19 protein-coding genes, 2 tRNA genes and 1 riboswitch are annotated in these 18,835 nt (G+C 47.9%); of the genes, 15 read left to right on the top strand and 6 right to left on the bottom strand.

Annotated features, from left to right (window positions below):
* Window positions 1–91: 91 nt before the first annotated feature.
* Entirely contained in the window at window positions 92–760 is a 669-nt protein-coding gene (locus tag EV209_RS13985; RefSeq protein ID WP_130436099.1) for a hypothetical protein, read from the bottom strand.
* 77 nt (window positions 761–837) lie between these two features.
* A tRNA-Pro gene (locus tag EV209_RS13980) sits at window positions 838–911 on the bottom strand.
* Between the two features lie 145 nt (window positions 912–1,056).
* On the opposite strand from EV209_RS13980, the gene EV209_RS13975 reads away from it, so the two are divergent.
* From EV209_RS13975 to EV209_RS13960, 4 genes are all read left to right on the top strand, one after another.
* A tRNA-Ser gene (locus tag EV209_RS13975) sits at window positions 1,057–1,142 on the top strand.
* Between the two features lie 100 nt (window positions 1,143–1,242).
* On the top strand, window positions 1,243–1,827 hold the full coding sequence (locus EV209_RS13970; RefSeq protein WP_130436098.1) for a TetR/AcrR family transcriptional regulator: 585 nt from the start codon (window positions 1,243–1,245) through the stop codon (window positions 1,825–1,827).
* A 134-nt stretch (window positions 1,828–1,961) separates the two neighbouring features.
* Window positions 1,962–3,737: an oleate hydratase gene (locus EV209_RS13965; protein ID WP_130436097.1), complete on the top strand. Its 1,776-nt coding sequence runs from the start codon at window positions 1,962–1,964 to the stop codon at window positions 3,735–3,737.
* 50 nt (window positions 3,738–3,787) lie between these two features.
* Window positions 3,788–3,954, top strand: a riboswitch (Lysine riboswitch).
* Between the two features lie 185 nt (window positions 3,955–4,139).
* Window positions 4,140–5,759 (top strand): Na+/H+ antiporter NhaC family protein, encoded by a 1,620-nt coding sequence (locus tag EV209_RS13960; protein WP_130436096.1) that lies wholly within the window; start codon window positions 4,140–4,142, stop codon window positions 5,757–5,759.
* A 22-nt stretch (window positions 5,760–5,781) separates the two neighbouring features.
* Here EV209_RS13960 and EV209_RS13955 read toward each other — a convergent pair whose 3' ends face one another.
* From EV209_RS13955 to EV209_RS13940, 4 genes are all read right to left on the bottom strand, one after another.
* Entirely contained in the window at window positions 5,782–5,997 is a 216-nt protein-coding gene (locus EV209_RS13955) for a hypothetical protein (protein WP_130436095.1), read from the bottom strand.
* A 24-nt stretch (window positions 5,998–6,021) separates the two neighbouring features.
* Window positions 6,022–7,254, bottom strand: coding sequence for a DUF4097 family beta strand repeat-containing protein (locus EV209_RS13950; protein ID WP_130436094.1), 1,233 nt, complete (start codon window positions 7,252–7,254; stop codon window positions 6,022–6,024).
* A gap of 15 nt (window positions 7,255–7,269) precedes the next feature.
* Window positions 7,270–7,578, bottom strand: a complete 309-nt coding sequence (locus EV209_RS13945; RefSeq protein WP_130436093.1) for a PadR family transcriptional regulator — start codon at window positions 7,576–7,578, stop codon at window positions 7,270–7,272.
* Between the two features lie 135 nt (window positions 7,579–7,713).
* Window positions 7,714–10,428: a transglycosylase domain-containing protein gene (locus EV209_RS13940; RefSeq protein ID WP_130436092.1), complete on the bottom strand. Its 2,715-nt coding sequence runs from the start codon at window positions 10,426–10,428 to the stop codon at window positions 7,714–7,716.
* A 138-nt stretch (window positions 10,429–10,566) separates the two neighbouring features.
* Here EV209_RS13940 and EV209_RS13935 point away from each other — a divergent pair, with 138 nt between their 5' ends.
* From EV209_RS13935 to EV209_RS16805, 11 genes are all read left to right on the top strand, one after another.
* Entirely contained in the window at window positions 10,567–11,223 is a 657-nt protein-coding gene (locus tag EV209_RS13935; protein ID WP_130436091.1) for a YigZ family protein, read from the top strand.
* Window positions 11,211–11,939, top strand: coding sequence for a LytR/AlgR family response regulator transcription factor (locus EV209_RS13930; RefSeq protein WP_130436090.1), 729 nt, complete (start codon window positions 11,211–11,213; stop codon window positions 11,937–11,939). Before EV209_RS13935 ends, EV209_RS13930 begins: the two co-directional genes overlap by 13 nt.
* The gene (locus EV209_RS13925) at window positions 11,932–12,855 is read left to right on the top strand and encodes a sensor histidine kinase (RefSeq protein ID WP_130436089.1); all 924 of its coding nucleotides are present in this window, start codon (window positions 11,932–11,934) and stop codon (window positions 12,853–12,855) included. Before EV209_RS13930 ends, EV209_RS13925 begins: the two co-directional genes overlap by 8 nt.
* A gap of 144 nt (window positions 12,856–12,999) precedes the next feature.
* Window positions 13,000–13,431 (top strand): NfeD family protein, encoded by a 432-nt coding sequence (locus EV209_RS13920; protein WP_130436088.1) that lies wholly within the window; start codon window positions 13,000–13,002, stop codon window positions 13,429–13,431.
* A gap of 2 nt (window positions 13,432–13,433) precedes the next feature.
* On the top strand, window positions 13,434–14,396 hold the full coding sequence (locus EV209_RS13915) for an SPFH domain-containing protein (RefSeq protein ID WP_130436087.1): 963 nt from the start codon (window positions 13,434–13,436) through the stop codon (window positions 14,394–14,396).
* Between the two features lie 246 nt (window positions 14,397–14,642).
* Window positions 14,643–15,047 (top strand): spore coat protein CotJB, encoded by a 405-nt coding sequence (locus EV209_RS13910; protein ID WP_130436086.1) that lies wholly within the window; start codon window positions 14,643–14,645, stop codon window positions 15,045–15,047.
* Complete coding sequence (locus EV209_RS13905) at window positions 15,047–15,685, top strand: manganese catalase family protein (RefSeq protein WP_130436085.1); 639 nt, start codon at window positions 15,047–15,049, stop codon at window positions 15,683–15,685. The genes EV209_RS13910 and EV209_RS13905 overlap by 1 nt, the downstream gene beginning before the upstream one ends.
* A gap of 125 nt (window positions 15,686–15,810) precedes the next feature.
* The gene (locus EV209_RS13900; protein ID WP_243647599.1) at window positions 15,811–16,275 is read left to right on the top strand and encodes a GNAT family N-acetyltransferase; all 465 of its coding nucleotides are present in this window, start codon (window positions 15,811–15,813) and stop codon (window positions 16,273–16,275) included.
* On the top strand, window positions 16,272–16,721 hold the full coding sequence (locus tag EV209_RS13895; RefSeq protein WP_130436083.1) for a NanQ anomerase/TabA/YiaL family protein: 450 nt from the start codon (window positions 16,272–16,274) through the stop codon (window positions 16,719–16,721). The genes EV209_RS13900 and EV209_RS13895 overlap by 4 nt, the downstream gene beginning before the upstream one ends.
* Before the next feature lie 91 nt (window positions 16,722–16,812).
* Window positions 16,813–18,642 carry a translational GTPase TypA gene (typA, locus tag EV209_RS13890; RefSeq protein ID WP_130436082.1) on the top strand — a complete coding sequence of 610 codons (1,830 nt, stop codon included), beginning with the start codon at window positions 16,813–16,815 and terminating at the stop codon, window positions 18,640–18,642.
* Between the two features lie 19 nt (window positions 18,643–18,661).
* The gene (locus EV209_RS16805) at window positions 18,662–18,787 is read left to right on the top strand and encodes a hypothetical protein (RefSeq protein WP_279387342.1); all 126 of its coding nucleotides are present in this window, start codon (window positions 18,662–18,664) and stop codon (window positions 18,785–18,787) included.
* The last annotated feature ends 48 nt before the right edge of the window (window positions 18,788–18,835 follow it).

The following is an 18,835-nucleotide window of genomic DNA, read 5'->3' as shown; positions in this document are numbered from 1 at the left end:
TGTCCGGGTTCAGCTTTGTGAAGGAGTATAGAAAAAAGACTTCTCATATTAAAGTATTAAAGGAGTTAGTGGAAATAGGTACCTGTGGTAATCATTTATTCGTAAAAAATAAAAGCTTAATATCGGATAAGTCTTCTTTTAACGCTATGGCAACGTCATAATTTCTACAAGTTATTTTTTGCAATTCTTGATAAATCATTCCTAATATTATATAAAGAAAACCAATTATTAAAATAAGACTAACAGCTATGCCTATAACAAACCAGAAATCAAGTTCGCTGACCGTGTTAGAATATACTCCTGCAATGTAAGCTATAATTGGAAGGGCAATGACTTTTACAAAATTGCGAAGCTGCGATATGAACTTATTAAACGGAGCGCCGGCATCTATACGTATGGATAAACGGGCTATTAATTCATCGACCTGGTTTTTACCGGATAAGTCGTGACCGGGAATAGCGTTTTTTAAGAATAATATAACTTCATCTATGTGCTCTTTTTTTGTAGAAATAATCTCTTGGTGTTTTTTTACTATTAACCGGTCAATGGGAATAATTGCAATCAGTTCGATTAAAAGTAGAACAAACACTGGTATACTAGTTTTGACGATCAGGCTGTATATCGTGACAGCCACGGCGACGAAGATAAAAATAATAAATATCAAGGTGATTTTTTTGTTTTTCTGCCAAAAATTAACAACATCTTTTAAGTTCCAAGTATAAAATTTGCTGCGGTATGCAAGGATTAGATTATCTAACAAAAAACTCCCTCCTCTATTTAGATAAGAATACAGATATAGAAAAAGACCGCCGACATTTGTCGACGGCCATTTCATAATCGGGGTGACAGGATTTGAACCTGCGACCTCTTAGTCCCGAACCAAGCGCGCTACCAAACTGCGCTACACCCCGTGATCTGCAACTCCTATAATATAGCAGACCTGAAAAAAAAAATCAAGAGGTTTTTAGAAAAAAATATAAAAATTTCCTGATGCATACATAAGAAAGGGTTGACATTTTTCGGGACGTGTTAGATAATAATACAGGTATGAAATAGGGAGACGTATCGAAGAGGCCGTAACGAGAACGATTCGAAATCGTTTTGTCCGCAAGGGCACGTGGGTTCGAATCCCACCGTCTCCGCTGCCAGGACCCTGTATTTTACAGGGTTTTTTCTTTTTCGTGTTGCATTCCATGCTGCATAAAGCTTCTATATAGTAAACTTGTTCCGCGGAGGTGAAGCATGTCTCAAACAACAAAAAGAGCGCTGGAAGCATCTTTAAAAAACCTGCTGTTAAAAAAGCCCCTGGATAAAATCACGATTTCAGATATTGCAGAAGACTGCGGCATCAACAGAATGACTTTTTATTACCATTTCAGGGATATCTATGATCTGATAGAATGGTCCTGTGTGGAAGACGCCAGCCGGGCACTGGACGGAAAAAAGACTTATGATACCTGGCAGCAGGGGTTTCTGCAGATTTTCCAGGCGGTGGAAGAGAACCGGCCTTTTATACTGAATGTTTACCATTCAGTGAGCCGGGAGCAGATCGAGTTATATCTGTACAGGCTGACCTATGACCTTCTGATCGGCGTTGTGGAAGAAAGAGCGGTAGGAATGCAGGTCAGGGAGGAAGATAAGAAATTCATTGCGGATTTCTATAAATTTGCGTTTGTCGGGCTTATGCTGGACTGGATTAAAAATGGGATGAAGGAAGAACCGGAAAAAATTGTGGAGCGGCTCAGCGTCCTGATCCAGGGAGACATCACCAGGGCCCTGAATAAATTCAGGACGGACAGAATCAGGCGGAAAGAAGAGAGTACATAAATTTTATACAAAGGACCTGTTTTGATAAAAATTTTATCAGAGCAGGTTCTTTGTATATGGCAGTCTTCATGGTATGGGATATAATGCAGATATGAAACAAATCAACCATACCTGTAAACAAAGGAGGATGCAGTATGTATTATTCCAGTGGTAATTATGAAGCGTTTGCCCGCCCTGTGAAGCCCGAAGGAGTGGAGAATAAATCGGCGTATATTGTTGGCTCAGGCCTGGCCGCCCTGACAGCCGCCTGTTATCTGGTGAGAGACGGCCAGATGAAGGGAGAACGGGTGCACATTCTGGAAAAGGAGGCCCTTCCCGGAGGCGCCTGCGACGGTTATTATTATGATCATGTGGGCTATGTAATGAGGGGCGGCCGCGAAATGGACAATCACTTTGAATGCATGTGGGACCTGTTCCGATCCATTCCTTCCATCGAAACAGAAGGGGTCAGCGTTCTGGATGAATATTACTGGCTGAATAAAAAAGATCCTAACTATTCCCTGATGAGGGCGACGGTGAGCCGGGGCCAGGACGCGCATACAGATGGCAAATTCGGCCTGTCTGATAAAGGCGCTATGGAAATCATGAAGCTGTTTTTTACGCCGGATGAAGCGCTATACGACAAAAGAATAGATGAGATTTTTGATGAAGAGGTGCTGGATTCCAACTTCTGGCTGTACTGGCGCACCATGTTTGCATTTGAGAACTGGCACAGCGCGCTGGAAATGAAACTGTATATCAAGAGGTATATCCACCATGTGGGAGGACTTCCGGATTTCAGGGCACTGCGGTTTACAAAATATAACCAGTATGAATCCATGATTCTGCCTATGATAAAATATCTGGAATCCTTTCATGTGCAGTTTCATTACCATACAAAAGTGGTAAATGTAGAATTTGATATCCAGGGAAACAGAAAACAGGCAAAGCGCGTGATCGTAGAAAGAGAAGGACAGCAGGATTATATCGACCTGACAGAGAATGACCTGATTTTTATTACAAATGGCGGCTGCGTGGAGAATTCCGCTCTGGGCGGCCAGAATCATCCCGCGCCCTTTCATACAGAAATCAAAGAGGGCGGCGGTTGGGATATGTGGCGCAAAATCGCTGTACAGGATCCTTCTTTCGGTCATCCCGAAAAGTTCTGCCACGATCCGGAGCAGAGCAACTGGATGTCAGCCACAGTGACCACTCTGGACGAACGCATTGTTCCTTATATTAAAAACATATGCAAGCGCGATCCCTTCAGCGGAAAAGTGGTGACCGGAGGAATTGTGACCGTAAAAGATTCTGGATGGCTGATGAGCTGGACTTTTAACCGGCAGCCACAATTCAGGAGCCAGCCGGACGGCCAGTTGGTGGGATGGATTTACGGCCTGTTCAGCGACCGCCCGGGTGACTTTGTGAAAAAGCCCATGCGGGAGTGTACAGGCAAGGAGATCTGTATGGAGTGGCTGTATCATCTGGGCGTGCCGGAAAATGAAATAGAAGATATGGCGGAGCACAGCGCCAATACGGTTCCCTGTATGATGCCCTATATTACAGCGTTCTTTATGCCCCGGGCAGCGGGCGACCGCCCTCTGGTGGTGCCGGAAGGCAGTGTGAATTTCGCATTTTTAGGACAGTTTGCGGAAACAAAACGAGATACTATATTCACGACAGAATATTCCATGCGTACCGGAATGGAAGCGGTTTATACGCTGCTGGATATTGACCGGGGCGTGCCGGAAGTCTGGGGCAGCGTATATGATATCCGGGATCTTCTCAATGCGACAGTCCAGCTGCGGGACGGAAAGAAAATTACCGATATGGAGATGAATCTGCTTGAAAAACTTGCTTTGAAAGAAATGCTGAAAAAAATAGAAGGGACGGATATTGAAAAACTGCTGAAAGAATATCATGTGATCTGAGGGAGCAGGTTGACTTTCCCATAGTTCTGTGATAAAACAATACCAATAGGATATATGGTAGAGGTGCAGTTTTCATGAGTACCGCCGGCATTAGGGCAGGGCAGCAGCAGGCGGGGAAGGGGACGCTGCCGAAGTGCCGGTTTTTGCTTCAGGGCCGGCGCTGGGCTGCTGCAGAATATGCAGCAGACTGTCACAGTTGTGGAGCGCTATCATTGGAATGCAAGAGTGATTTTATGACCATGGTCAGCTTCCCCAGGCTGATCATGGTCATTTTTTGCTGCGTAAGGAAATATGCCGCTGAAGCGGCGCCGTGCCAGATTCGCTTACATACAAAAGATATATCCTGAGAATAAAAATTCCGGCGGGAAGGGATCCTAAATCTGCCGGTAATAAGGAGGAAAGATGAAAAGGAGAAAAAGATATTTAATTCTGGCTGCAGCGGCGCTGCTGACAGCGCTTGTCTGTGCGGGAGCTGTTTTCGCATCTGACGGGGCTCAGCCAGAATCCATGTTTTTCGGGACCGCGTGGGCGTTGGTGCCTCCTCTGGTAGCGATCGGTCTGGCGCTGATCACAAAAGAGGTTTACAGTTCTCTTTTTTTAGGGATTCTGGTGGGCGCCGCTCTGTATTCTGGATTCAGCTTTGAAGGTACGGTAACTCAAATTTTTCAGGGCGGCATTATCCAGGTGCTGACATCAGCGGACAATATGGGGATTCTGATATTCCTTGTAATCCTGGGCGTGATTGTCAGCCTGATGAACAGGGCGGGAGGTTCTGCTGCCTTTGGAAAATGGGCCGGAAACCATATTAAGGGAAAAATCGGAGCCCAGCTTGCTACCATCATATTGGGGGTATTGATTTTTATTGATGATTATTTTAACTGCCTGACAGTGGGAAGCGTCATGCGCCCGGTGACAGACCGGCAGAAAATTTCCAGAGAAAAGCTGGCGTATCTTATCGACGCCACGGCTGCTCCGGTATGTATTATCGCGCCCATTTCTTCCTGGGCGGCTGCTGTCACCGGCTTTGTGGAAGGGCAGGATGGCTTTTCACTGTTTATTCAGGCAATTCCATATAATTTTTATGCGCTTTTGACTCTTGTAATGCTGGTTGGGATTGTTCTGATGAAAGTAGATTTTGGCCCTATGAAGAGAAGTGAAGAGACAGCAGAATTGGAAGGGCCAAAAAGTGCCGGCGCAGAAACGAAAACCTTAAATGAAACGGAAATAATACATGGCAGGGGAAAGGTGATTGATCTTGTGCTGCCTGTGGCGGTTCTGATCCTCTGCTGCGTTATCGGCATGATCTATACAGGCGGTTTTTTCTCGGGAACGGACTTTGTTACGGCATTTTCCAAAAGCGATGCTCCGACAGGCCTGGTGCTTGGGAGTTTCTTTGGCCTGGCATTTACGATTGTGTTCTACAGCGTGCGCAGAGTCATGAAATTCCGGGACTGCATGGCGTGTCTGCCGGAAGGATTTAAGGCCATGGTGCCGGCGATTCTGATTCTTACCTTTGCCTGGACCTTAAAAGCGATGACTGACGGCCTGGGAGCCGGCGTCTATGTGCACGGTGTGGTGAAACAGTGGGCAGAGGGGCTGATGGTTCTGCTGCCGGCAATCATTTTTCTGGTTGGCGCAGCGCTGGCCTTTGCTACAGGCACTTCCTGGGGGACATTCGGCATCCTGATCCCCATCGTTGTCTCTGTATTCGGAGAGAGCGGCGGAACTTTGATGATTATTTCCATTTCCGCCTGCATGGCCGGTGCTGTCTGCGGAGATCACTGTTCCCCCATTTCCGATACCACAATCATGGCTTCAGCCGGCGCGCAGTGTGAACACGTAAAACATGTCTCTACGCAGCTCCCTTATGTGCTGTGCATGGCTTTGATCTCATTCCTGACTTACCTGGTGGCCGGATTCACGCAGAAGGTATGGATTTCCCTCCCCTTCGGAATCATACTGACCCTGGGCTTTTTGGCCGCGGTCAAAATATGGGGGAAGAGAAGGGAACACTTGCAGTGATCAGGCCGTTGGGATAAATGGTTTATAAAAAGTGCCGGCGGACAGCGGAGAACGTATATTGATCTACACAAACTGTGCGGCTTTCTTCCAGATATTCTATTCCTGTGCGGCGTCTGCGGCAGGACCGCAGCTGATGTTTTTTTAAGTACGACATAAGGCGGTAAAACGCAGAATTTACAGATCTGGTATGGATGCAGATCAGGCCCGAACCGGCCAGCTGGTAAGTCTGAATCGTCATGATAAGCCCTCCATTCTTCAGGTTTTATGCTTCGGAGATGCGGATATCACCGCTCACGCTTTTTACGGTTACAAATGCAGGTTCTGACCCGCTGTTCAGGGTCAGGGATCTGCCGGGAATGCCGGATGCCCGCTGACGCTGGCCGTTGTACCGGATTTCCATATCGCCGCTGGTGGAGGAGGTCCTGGCGTTCAGACCTCCGGCATAGGCAAGGCGGATATTTGTATCCCCGCTGGTATTGCGGATATTGAGTTCAGAAGGGGTTTTATTTTCCAGATACAGGGAAATATCTCCGCTGACAGAGTGGAGATCCCCTTTCTGCAGGCTCCCGCAGATCGTGAGATCCCCGCTGGTGCCGGAGACTTCGGCCTGGGAGATGGCATTATCCCGGCCTGAGATATCCCCGCTGAGGCTGCTCAGGTTTAAACGGCCGATCCGGCAGCTGTTTATAGAAACATCGCCGGAAAGAAGGCTGCCCTGAAATTCATCCGCCAGACAATTACGGAGTTCCATATCGCCGCTTTTGGTTTTCAACGCCATGACCTCCACTTCACAGGAATCTGTATGGATATCTCCGGAAAAGCTCTCCGCCAGGAACTTCTGTGCGGAGATTTTTTCAGCCCTGATATCCCCTGATTTCGTCCGGATAGAAACATCCTGGAATTTTTCTGGCAGTTCGATGAGAATTGAAATATCGCATTTGGATATCGTCACTAAAAATGAGGCGAAACCAAAGAGGCTGCGTTTTTGGAACGCGTTCTCTTCCAGGCTCAGATAGAGCGTGTCGCCTTCCTGATGGCAGTCAAAGCGGATATTCAGCTTGTTATCCAGAGATCCCCGGTTGCGGTAATAGGCATGAGCCAGGCCGTCGGGAGAACGGCGGACAATCACATCCGCGCTGGTGAAATTTGCCTGAACCCGCCGGCAGTCATAGCCCGGAACATTGTTCTGGTCATCACAGCTGTTGTCTGCCGCGCCGGCGCCGGTGGCCTTATTTTGTTCGCCGGAAGCGCTTCCCGGCAGTACGGCGGGCGCCAGACGGATTCCGGCGGCAGCCAGGTCGGGCTCCGCTTCTTTTAACTCTTTGGCAAATTCATGCACATTCCCAAGCTCCTCACAAATTTGCTGTTCCGTTTTGCCGTTTTCCTGCCCAAGGCGGAAATGCTCCCGGTAATCTTTCAGGATGTCTTCTGCGAAATCTGCGGGGAAGCAGCGCAGTTCCTGTTCCAATGCTGTTAAATATTCCAATTTTGTCATGATTTTATATCCTCCTTAATTTTCTGTAAGGCGTTCCACCGCCAGAACAAATTCTTTCCATTCCCGAAGAGATTTTTTCAGGTATTCGTGCCCGGAAGGTGTGAGATGGTAATATTTTCTCGCAGGTCCGTCAGGGGATTCCACCAGATAAGTTTCTACATATGCCTCTTCTTTAAAACGCTTCAGGATAACATACAGTGTGCCGGCGGCGATGGACATTTCCTGAGAAATCGTATCAGTCAGTTCATAGCCGTATCTGTCTTTGGGCGCCAGCTGAGCCAGTACGCATAGCTCGAGGGCTCCTTTTTTTAGTTGCGCATTCACGGGATCATCTCCTTTCTTGAATACACTATATCACATACTATTAAATAATGCAATATAGTATTTTAAAAAAGTTAGAAAAAATGCCCTGCTTCTGGTGAAAGCAGGGCATATGGCCTGATCCAATATTTTCAGAGCCTAATCATATTGTGTGAGCACGCCGGAAGTAGGATCTTGCTCCCGGCCGGTTTCATCGGAGGGATTCACAGGATTTCCGTATTCATCCGTGGGCGCTTCCCCGGTGACCTCCTCATGGGTATTATTGTCGATCAGACGGTGTGCAAGGGTGCAGGGGCGGTCCAGGAATCCGTCCGGCATCAGATATTTACAGTCGTCTGTAAATTCCCCTTCCTTGTAATCTGCTTTGTCTATGCTGAGGAAAATATGGTCCTCGCAGAGATCAGGAGGGCAATTTTCGCCTGCCATCATGCCGGATACAGTACAGACAGATACCTTTGTATGGCGGTTGCAGTATTCCGTGGGAGCGGTGCCCTTGGCAAAATATTCCGTATAGACAACGCCTGTATCCTCAGCTTTATCGCATACGCCGTCAATTGCCAGAAGTCCGGATTTGCTGCAGATTTTCGCCGTTTCTATCTCATTGCTGCCTGGAAAACCGATATCAGTCTTGCCGGAATTGATGCGCTGCATTACATTTTTCCAGATATATTTATGGCAGGACTGTCCGCCGTCAAACATATAGGTGTCGTCATAGCCATACCAGACGCCGCAGGTATAATATGGAGAATACCCTACAAACCAGTTATCATAGTTGTGCGTGGAAGAACCGCTCTTGCCGGCCAGGCTCATACCTTCAAAATAACATTCCTGACCAGTCTCGTGGATATTGGGGTCCACCACTTCAAAGGGGCAGTCGCTCTTCATGGTTTCTTCCATTGCCTTGGTCAGCAGAAAAGCGCTGGTTTCTTTCAAAACCGTATGAGTTTTAGGCGTGTTGTCCAGGATCACCTTGCCGTCATGATCCAATATTTTAGTATAGAAGACCGGCTCCTGATATTCTCCCATGTTAGCGATGGAAGCATAAGCTGCAGTCAGTTCCAGGTTGGTGACGCCATAGGTCAAACCTCCCAGGCCAATGGAGGGAACTTTATCGGAATAAGTCCCGCTGCCGGATAATTGGCTATCCACTAAAGTGGAAATTCCGAAATTCTTTGCATATTCAAAACCTACATCCACAGTAACCGTGTCCATCAGGCACTTCATGGCGATGATGTTCATGGAATAAGCAATACCCTGACGGATGTTGGCGTAGCCAACATAATTAGAGCTCCACCAGTTAGCAAACTGCTGATTATTTGCGGAAAAGGGCGAATCATAATAGGTAGTGGCTAAAGTTGCCCCTGCCTTATCAATGGCGGGCGCGAAATCCACCAGCACTTTGAAGCAGGAACCTGGCTGTCTGGTGGAATCCGTAGCCCGGTTCAAAACCAGATTTCCCTGCTTTTCTCCCCGGCCGCCGTTGATCGCAACCACATGGCCGTTGGTCTGGTCCATCACCACCATGGACATCTGCGGCTCAATGGTTTTTGTATAGGATTCAGAAATAATTTTATCCTGTGCGGTCAGTTTCGCCGTGCGGAACTGTTCCAGGGCAGCTTCGATTTCTTCATCGCTGTTGAACAGAAAACGGTAGGTTGCGTTGCCCAGCTCTTTTATAAAGTATTTTTTCAGATCAGATTCCGTATATCTCGTGGTAGTGCCGTCCGCATGCTCCACGGTGAGACGGTAAACAATGGTGTAATAAGTCTCCGGGAAATTGCTCAGATTTGCGATTTCTTCATCCACCACAGTCTGGACTTCCGGGTCCATGGTGGACTGGATCGTGAGCCCGCCGCTGTACAGCAGGTTATAGGCCTGAGTCTGAGAATATCCGGCTTTTTCCTGAAGATCCTGGAGCACAGATTCCACTACTGAATCAGTAAAATAAGAATAAATCCTTGCGGACCCCTGGACAGTAGAGTTGTTATTCTGAATCCGGCTGTATACGTCATCAGTTAGAGCCTCATCATATTCCGGCTGGGTGATCAGCCCCTGTTCCAGCATCTTGCGGAGAACCTTATCTCTCCGTTCCGCGTTCTTGTCGGGATGGGTAATCGGGTTGTATCTGGAAGGGTTATTCGTGGTGGCAGCGATCACCGCGCATTCTGAAAGCGTGAGTTCTGATACGTTTTTGCCGAAGTACCGTCTGGAAGCAGACTGTACGCCCAAGGAATTGCTCCCCAGATTAATGGTATTGAGATAGTATTCCATAATCAGCTCTTTACTCAGGTTTTCTTCCAGTTTGAGAGCCAGATACTGTTCCTGGAATTTCCGCTCAAAACGGTCCCCCAGGTTCTTTTCCATGCCGCCTTCGAATACATTATTTTTAATCAGCTGCTGGGTGATAGTACTGGCGCCTTCTGAAAAATTTCCTGAGGTAAGGGCTACTCCGGCAGCCCGGAAAATGCCCTTTACATCGATTCCGTTATGAGTAAAAAAACGGGAATCTTCTATCGCAACGAATGCGTTGACCAGATTTTTCGGAATCTGGTCATAATGTACCTCTTCCCGGTTGGAACCGGCCCGGACCAGAGTTTCCATCACATTGCCCTGGCTGTCATAGATCTTAGAAGCATAACCGGAAGGGGAGACGTCTATGGATGAAATATCAGGCGCATTGGAAATAACGCCCCGGAGCGCCCCGAAAGCGATGCTGCCGCCTGTGGCTGCAGCCAAAACAAGGAACAGGACAAAAACTTTCAGCACTGTTACGGCTGCCCTCCGCCCGGAGCGTCCTTTGTGCAGAGAAAGATCATCCAGGCGTTCCTCTGTATGTTGAAAATTAAAATTCATAATAACCTCCTGTCTGACAGGTTTCTAAATACAATTAATTCTATCATATCAGAAAGTTCCCACAAAATAAAGCAAAAATTCATGATTGTGGATTTTATAGTTTTAGGATACAATGGTGGATAAAGGAGAAAGCTATTTATGGTAGAACAGTATCGTACGATTTATATGGGCGGCAGCGGGGAATTTACTGAGAAAAAATCCAGATTTATCGGACATGCCGCCCATGTGGAATCAGAGGAAGAAGCGTTGGCTTTTATTGAAAAAATAAGAAAGCAGCATTGGGATGCAAACCATAATTGCTGGGCGTATGTGATCGGGACCGGTTCACAGATGGCGCGCTGCAGCGATGACGGGGAACCAGGCGGTACGGCTGGCCGGCCAATGCTGGATGTGCTGACAGGGCAGGGAGTCTGTAATACGGCTGCAGTGGTCACCCGCTATTTCGGCGGCACTCTGCTGGGGACAGGAGGGTTGGTGCGCGCCTATACAAAAGGCGTGCAGTGCGCGTTGGAATCCAGTGTTCTGGTAGAAAAATATCTGGCGCGGAAGCTGGAAATCAGGGTGGATTATACAGAACTGGGAAAGGTTCAGTATTTGCTGGCGCAGGAAAATATTAAAATTCTGGATTCTGTCTATGAAGCGGACGTCCGGCTGTGCGCGCCTGTTCCGGTGAGACAGCTCATGCAGCTGAAGGAAAAGCTCACGGATGGTACAGGTGGAAAGATCTGCTTGAATCAGTTGGAACAGATATATTACGGAATTGTGGATGGAGAAATGAAAATATGGTCAGAATAGGGATATGTGATGACGACAGACAGTATCAGGGCGTGATGGAAAGCATGCTGAGAGAGCTGTGCGGACTTCACCGCCTGCAGGCAGAAATTGAAGTTTATACTGGAGGTGCTGAGCTTTTGGAAGACCTGGATACAGGCGGGTGTCTTGACCTGTTGTTTCTGGACATTGAGATGAAAGGGATGGATGGGATACAGACTGCCCTGAGGATCAGAAAGGAAAACAGGTATATGCTGATCGTCTATGTTTCCAGCCACGAAGAGTATCTGCGCCAGCTGTTTGAAGCGGAGCCCTTTCGTTTTCTGAAAAAGCCGGTCCAGCAGAACGAACTGGAAAAAGTGATCATCCAGGCAATGGAGCGCATCAGCAGCCAGAAACAGCTTTTTTATACTGTGCAGAGCGGGCGGAATTATATCCGTCTGCCTTATCAGGAGATACTGTTTCTGGAAAGTTCAGGGCGTAAGGTTATCATACACACAGACGACCGCGTTTATCAATATTACGGAAAACTGGACGAGGCGGAATCTGCGTTGGCAGGCGGACGTTTTATCCGTATTCATAAGGCATATCTGATCAACATGGACAATACAGAAGTATTCCAGTATGATAAGGTGGCCCTGAAAGATGGGACTGTATTGAGCATCAGCGAAAAGAACCGGCCTAAGGTCCGCAACTTGTTCTGGGAATACTGCGGTAAGGTGGGAAGCAGAAATGAATGATATATTGCTGGTGATTCTTTTAAACGGTTTTTTCCTGTATCTGAGTTATGGCTACTATGGGTTATATTGGGAAAAGGGCAAGCGCCTTCATGCTGTTTATGTGGCGGGATGGGCAGTGGCATTTTTTCTGCTGAATCTGGCCTACTGGGGCGTATCTCAGGGGAAGGATGAGTTTCAGGTATTTGTCACTGTATGTATTGTTCTTTTATTTGTAGCCGCAGCAGCGCTGCTGCAGTTCCGGACAAGGCTGCAGGAAAAAGAAGAAGAGCGCATGGAAGGCCTGAAACAGCTGCAGTCTGAGTATTATGCGAAACAGTATCAAACCATCGCGAGAAATCAGGAAGAGATCCGCCGCCAGCGCCATGAGCTGAAAAATTGTTATATCCTGTTGTATTCCATGGCAAAGAAGCAGGACTGTGAAGGGATTATATCCTATTTAAGTGAACTCAGCGGAAAGCTGCAGGCGAGAAGCGATGTGAGAACCGGAAACCTGGTGGTGGACGCGGTGCTGAATGATAAGATGCAAAAGGCGGCTCTGCCGGGACTGAAATTTGATATAGACCTGAACATTCCGACCAAACTGGACTGCAGCGACGTGATCCTATGCGGGGTGCTGGGAAATGCTTTGGAAAATGCCATTGAGGGCTGCAGAAGGGTTCCGGAAAAGGAGCGGCGGATCAGTGTTAATATGAGAATAGATAAAAAGAGCCTGTTTATTGAGATCCGAAATGCCTTTGACGGGTTTGTCCGTCTGGATAAAAAAGGGAATATTATGACCAGGAAGCCGCATAAAGAAGAGCACGGGCTGGGGCTGCAGGTAATGAAAGAACTGGTGGAGAAGCATAACGGTACTTTAGATGTGCATTGGGAGGACAGAGAGTTCTGCCTGCGGGTGATTTTCTACCAAGTTATCTAGTATGCCCGCATATTCCGCAATTATTACATGAATCCCGGGTAATTATGACATTTACGTTATTGCCGACTTTTTTATGATAGGATAGTTTCAGACATCAGTAAAACGCTGACTGCTGTCCGACATTATAAGAAAGGAGGAAGCTTAATGGAGATGGCCATATGGTTGGTTTTATTTGTGATTATGGTTGCTTTTGAGGCTGCCACGCTGCAGCTGGTATCAATCTGGTTTGCCATCGGCTGCCTGGGCGGATTTTTTGCGGCGCTGTTCGGAGCCAGCGTGCAGGTGCAGATCGTACTGTTCCTGGTGATCTCATTCCTGCTGCTGATTGCCGTAAAGCCCCTGGTGGGTAAATACCTGAAGCCTAAGCTGACCAAGACTAATGCAGAAAGTCTGGTGGGACGCCGGGCAAAGGTGACCTCCCTGATTGACAATGTAAACGGATATGGTACAGTAGTAGTGAACGGTATGGAGTGGACCGCAGTGTCCGCGGATGACGCTCAGGTGCTGGAACCGGAAACAATGGTAGTCATCAGAGAAATTAAAGGTGTGAAGCTGATTGTAGAGAAGGAGGATTAGGTATGAGTTTGAATTTAGTTGCCGAAGGGATCGGCGGGTTAAGCGTTGGTTTTATCGCAGTTGTGGCACTGGTGCTGTTGGTAATCATATTGCTGGCAAGCTGCATCAAGATCGTTCCGCAGGCCACCGCATATGTGGTGGAACGCCTGGGCGGTTATCTGGGAACCTGGTCTGTGGGCGTGCATTTCAAAGTCCCGTTCATTGACCGTATTGCCAAGAGGGTGCAGCTGAAAGAACAGGTTGCGGATTTTCCGCCCCAGCCTGTAATTACAAAAGATAATGTTACAATGCAGATTGATACGGTGGTTTTCTATCAGATTACAGATCCCAAGCTGTTTGCCTATGGCGTGGAGAATCCTATCATTGCCATTGAAAATCTTGCGGCCACTACGCTGCGTAACATCATCGGCGATCTGGAACTGGATCAGACGCTGACCTCTCGAGAGACGATCAATACAAAGATGCGCGCTTCTCTGGATGTTGCCACTGACCCATGGGGAATCAAAGTCAATCGTGTGGAACTGAAAAACATCATTCCCCCTGCTGCCATCCGGGATGCCATGGAGAAACAGATGAAAGCAGAACGTGAACGCCGTGAAGCGATTCTGCTGGCTGAAGGTGAGAAACGCTCTGCGATTCTGAGAGCAGAAGGTAAGAAAGAGTCAGCGATTCTGGACGCTGAGGCGGAGAAACAGGCAGCGATCCTGAGAGCAGAGGCTCAGAAGGAAGCAATGATCCGCGAGGCAGAAGGTGAAGCAGAGGCGATCCTGAAGGTGCAGCAGGCAAACGCAGACGGTATCCGCTTTATCCGCGAAGCCGGCGCCGATGAGGCCGTACTTCGGATCAAGAGCCTGGAAGCGTTTGAAAAGGCAGCTGACGGCAAGGCGACCAAGATCATCATTCCTTCGGAAATCCAGGGAATGGCAGGCCTGGTAAAATCTATTACAGAAGTTGGCAAAGACTAATAATCTGGATAAAAATCCATAATTTTTCAAAAGGCTGGTTCCTGCAGGAATCAGCCTTTTTATTGCATAGGAAATGATGCGCTGAAGTGGCACGCCGCAGCCGGAAAATCCGACGAACGGGATTCTTTTTCATACAGAGGAAATACTATCCTGCAATTTAAATAAGAACAAACACATACTAAAGTCAGTTGATGAGGAAAAAAAGTGGCTTGTCAGCTTGAAAAGTAAATAAAAAGGAGGAATATTATGCAGACAGAACATTTGGCTATGGCTTCTGTGCCCGTGCAGGCCTGGACAGGGAATTGTTTTGAATGGGAACAAGCGCTGAGAGTTGGAACCATTTTTCCGGAACTGAATCTGCCTTTTTTCGCGGCTGAACAATTTTGCTGCGGCAAAACAGATGAGACAGGAATGACGGACAGGGAAGCCCTGATGAACCAGATTTCATGTGTCAGCTTTGCTCTGGATGATCTCAGGTTATTTCTGGATACGCATCCCGAACAGCAGGAGGCGCACAATCTCAGAGAACAGCTGGTAATGAAGCGGAAGGAACTGCTGAAAAATTATGCGGAAAATTATTACCCTCTGACGAGAGACTGCGCAGGTCCCTGGACGAAAGGTCCTGCGCCCTGGGAAGGAGCGTGCTGCTGATGTGGAGCTATGAAAAAAGATTACAGTACCCGGTAAAAATCAAAGAGACAAATCCCAAAATTGCTCAGTTGATTATCAGTCAATACGGCGGTCCGGACGGAGAACTCTCCGCCTCCATGCGGTATCTGGCCCAGCGCTATTCCATGCCCGTAAAATCTGTCAGTGGTCTTTTGACAGATATCGGTACGGAGGAGCTGGCTCATATGGAAATTATCTGCGCTATGGTATACCAGCTCACAAAAAACGTAACAGCGGAAGATGCGAAGACAGCGGGGTTTGATGCATATTATATCGACCATACAAAAGGACTCTGGCCCCAGGCAGCCGCCGGGATTCCCTTTAATTCCTGCGAATTCCAGTCTAAAGGCGACGCATTTGCCGATCTGACAGAGAACCTGGCTGCCGAGCAGAAGGCGCGGACTGTTTATGACAACCTGCTTCGCGTGATTCAGGAGCCTGACGTGAGAGAACCTCTGCAATTTTTGAGAACAAGAGAAATTGTACACTTCCAGCGTTTCGGAGAAGCCATGGAAAAAGTAAAAGAGAAACTGGACAGCAAAAATTTCTATTACTTTAATCCCGAATTTGATACCGCTTTTTTTAAAAATGAAGGAGCATCTAAAGCTGCCCTGATCTGAGATTAGCATTCGGCCCAAATTCCGGGGCATTCGCAATATAGCTGCGGAGGCTCCGGATTTGTGCTGGCATGGTTTGGAAGAAAGTGGTATAATATAAGAAATCCAACATCAGGGGGAGAATGAACGTGATAGGATTGATAACAGAAGAAAATATCATATGGGCTGCCAGAATTCATTCAGCTTCCTGGAAGGAATCACACAAAGAAATATGCAGCGAGCCGTTTCTTGAAAGGCATACAGTGGATAGCCAAATTCAGTACATACAAAAAGAGATCAGCAGGGGTAAGAAATTTTATATGCTTACAGACGGGGAACCAGTGGGCATCATATCCGTTGACGTGAACCTGATTGAAAATCTATATGTGCTTCCGGAGCAGCAGCGGAAAGGTTATGGAACCAGTCTGCTCAGATGGGCAGTGAGCCGGTGCAGCGGGATTCCCACGTTATGGATTTTAAGTACTAATACAGCCGCGCGCTGTTTATATGAAAAAGAAGGATTTCGCCTGACGGGAAAGATACACCCGCTCTCAGAGACACTGACAGAACTGGAGATGGCGATGCATACCGCGAAAAGGAGGATTTTATTATGATCTATGACAAAATTGAAAATGTGAAAAAATATCTTGGGATCAGTCCAAACCTGGACAAGGCGTTGAATTTTATCATGAGAACTGATTTGAACTCCCTGCCGGAAGGCAGGACAGAGATCGATGGGGACAGGGTATTTCTGAATATTGTCCGCTGTGAGGCTAAGGATGCGGCGGATGATGGGTTTGAGTACCATAAGCAGTACCGGGATCTGCAGATTGATTTGGAAGGAACGGAAATTATGCGGGTCGCCACAGAGTGGGGAACAGAGCTGAAGCCATACGCTGGGGACATCGGATTTTTCCGTTGTGAAGGAGCAGCGGACTGTATTCTGGGGCCTGGCCGGTTTATCGTATTGGAGAGTATGGAGCTGCATGAACCTTGCGCGCCTGCACCAGGCTGCGGAAAAGCGCTGAAAAAGGCGGTTTTCAAAATTGCTGCGGATTGAAAATTGTGGATTCCCCCTTGCAATCCTGCCAAAGTGTGTTAAACTATTCTAGTTATCTGTAACAGGAAAGCAAAAAGAGGATGAGAATACCATGAAAATGAAAAGAGAAGATATCAGAAATGTAGCGATCATTGCCCATGTGGATCACGGAAAGACCACGCTGGTGGATGAACTGCTGAAACAGAGCGGCGTTTTTCGTGAGAACCAGGAAGTCCAGGAGCGGGTGATGGATTCCAATGATATTGAACGCGAGCGGGGAATCACTATTTTATCAAAAAATACCGCGGTTTATTATAAGGGAACAAAAATCAACATTATTGACACCCCCGGCCATGCGGATTTCGGCGGAGAGGTAGAGCGGGTGCTGAAAATGGTGGACGGCGTGATCCTGGTGGTGGACGCCTTTGAAGGCGCTATGCCTCAGACAAAATTTGTACTGAGAAAGGCGTTGGAGCTGGATTTGTCCGTCATTGTCTGCGTAAATAAAATAGACCGTCCGGAGGCGCGCCCTGATGAGGTGATTGATGAGGTGCTGGAGCTTTTGATGGATCTGGAAGCATCCGATAAACAGCTGGACTGCCCCTTTGTTTTCGCGTCAGCCAGGGAAGGCTTTGCCATGAGCAGCCTGGAGGACCCCAGAGAAAACATGGTTCCCCTGTTCGAGACAATTCTGGAGCATATTCCTGCGCCGGAGGGAGATCCGGAAGCGGAACCCCAGCTGCTGATCAGTACCATTGACTATAATGAGTATGTGGGGCGCATCGGCGTGGGCAAGGTGGATAACGGCACATTGCGGGTAAACCAGGAAGTGATGCTGATGAACCACCATGATCCGGATAAGAAAAAGCGGGTAAAAATCAGTAAACTCTATGAGTTTGACGGCCTGAACCGGGTGGAAGTGAAAGAGGCCACTGTTGGCGCGGTGGTAGCTGTATCCGGCATTGCGGATATTCACATCGGGGATACGCTTTGTTCTCCGGAAAAACCGGAAGCGATTCCGTTCCAGAAGATTTCCGAGCCTACTATCGCCATGCAGTTTATCGTCAATGACAGTCCCCTTGCAGGCCAGGAGGGGAAATATGTCACGTCCAGGCATCTTCGCGACCGCCTGCTGCGTGAGCTGAATACGGATGTGTCTCTGCGTGTGGAAGAAACCGACAGTGCGGACTGCTTTAAAGTGTCCGGCCGGGGAGAGCTGCATCTCTCCGTTTTGATTGAGAATATGCGCAGGGAAGGCTATGAGTTTGCGGTTAGTAAAGCTGAAGTTTTGACCAGGCGCAATGAACGGAATCAGCTTCTGGAACCAATGGAGCTGGTCTATGTGGATGTTCCCGAGGAATTTGCGGGGACTGTGATCCAAAAGCTGAGCAGCCGCAAGGGTGAGCTGCAGGGGATGAGCGCGGCCAGCGGCGGATATACCAGGCTGGAATTTTCGATCCCTTCCAGGGGCCTGATCGGATACCGGGGTGAATTTATGACGGATACCAAGGGAAACGGGATCATGAATACCAGTTTTGAGGGCTATGATCTGTATAAGGGCGATATTCAGTACCGCAAGCAGGGTTCTCTGATTGCGTTTGAATCCGGCGAATCCATCACTTATGGGCTCTATAATGCCCAGGAGAGAGGAACGCTGTTCATCGGCCCCGGAGAAAAAGTCTATGCCGGCATGGTGATTGGGCAGAATGGCAAGCCTGAGGACGTGGAGGTGAATGTTTGCAAGCGCAAGCAGCTGACCAATACCCGGGCCTCCGGTTCCGACGATGCCCTCCGCCTTACTACCCCTAAGGTGCTGAGCCTGGAGGAGGCGCTGGAGTTTATTGATACGGATGAACTGTTGGAGGTGACTCCGGAGAATCTGAGGATCAGAAAGAAAATCCTGGATCCTACGCTGCGCAAAAGAGCGAATATCAGGAGATAGAAAAGAAGAATGCCGCAAAATGACCTGGTTTAAAGAGCTGTATGGCAGGCTGTATTTTGCGGCATTAAAAATTCACAGCGCTTATGCGGACCGGGCGGAGAAGTGCGTAAACGAATTTCTTTTTCAGCCTGATAAAAAGAAATAAATAAAAAATTGGAATAATCATCCTTTTTCCTGCATATATTAAACCGTA

It is taken from the genome of Cuneatibacter caecimuris (genome assembly GCF_004216775.1).
Lineage (GTDB): Bacteria > Bacillota > Clostridia > Lachnospirales > Lachnospiraceae > Cuneatibacter > Cuneatibacter caecimuris.
Note: the sequence above shows the minus strand (reverse complement) of the source record. Positions and strands in the feature narration are given on the sequence as shown.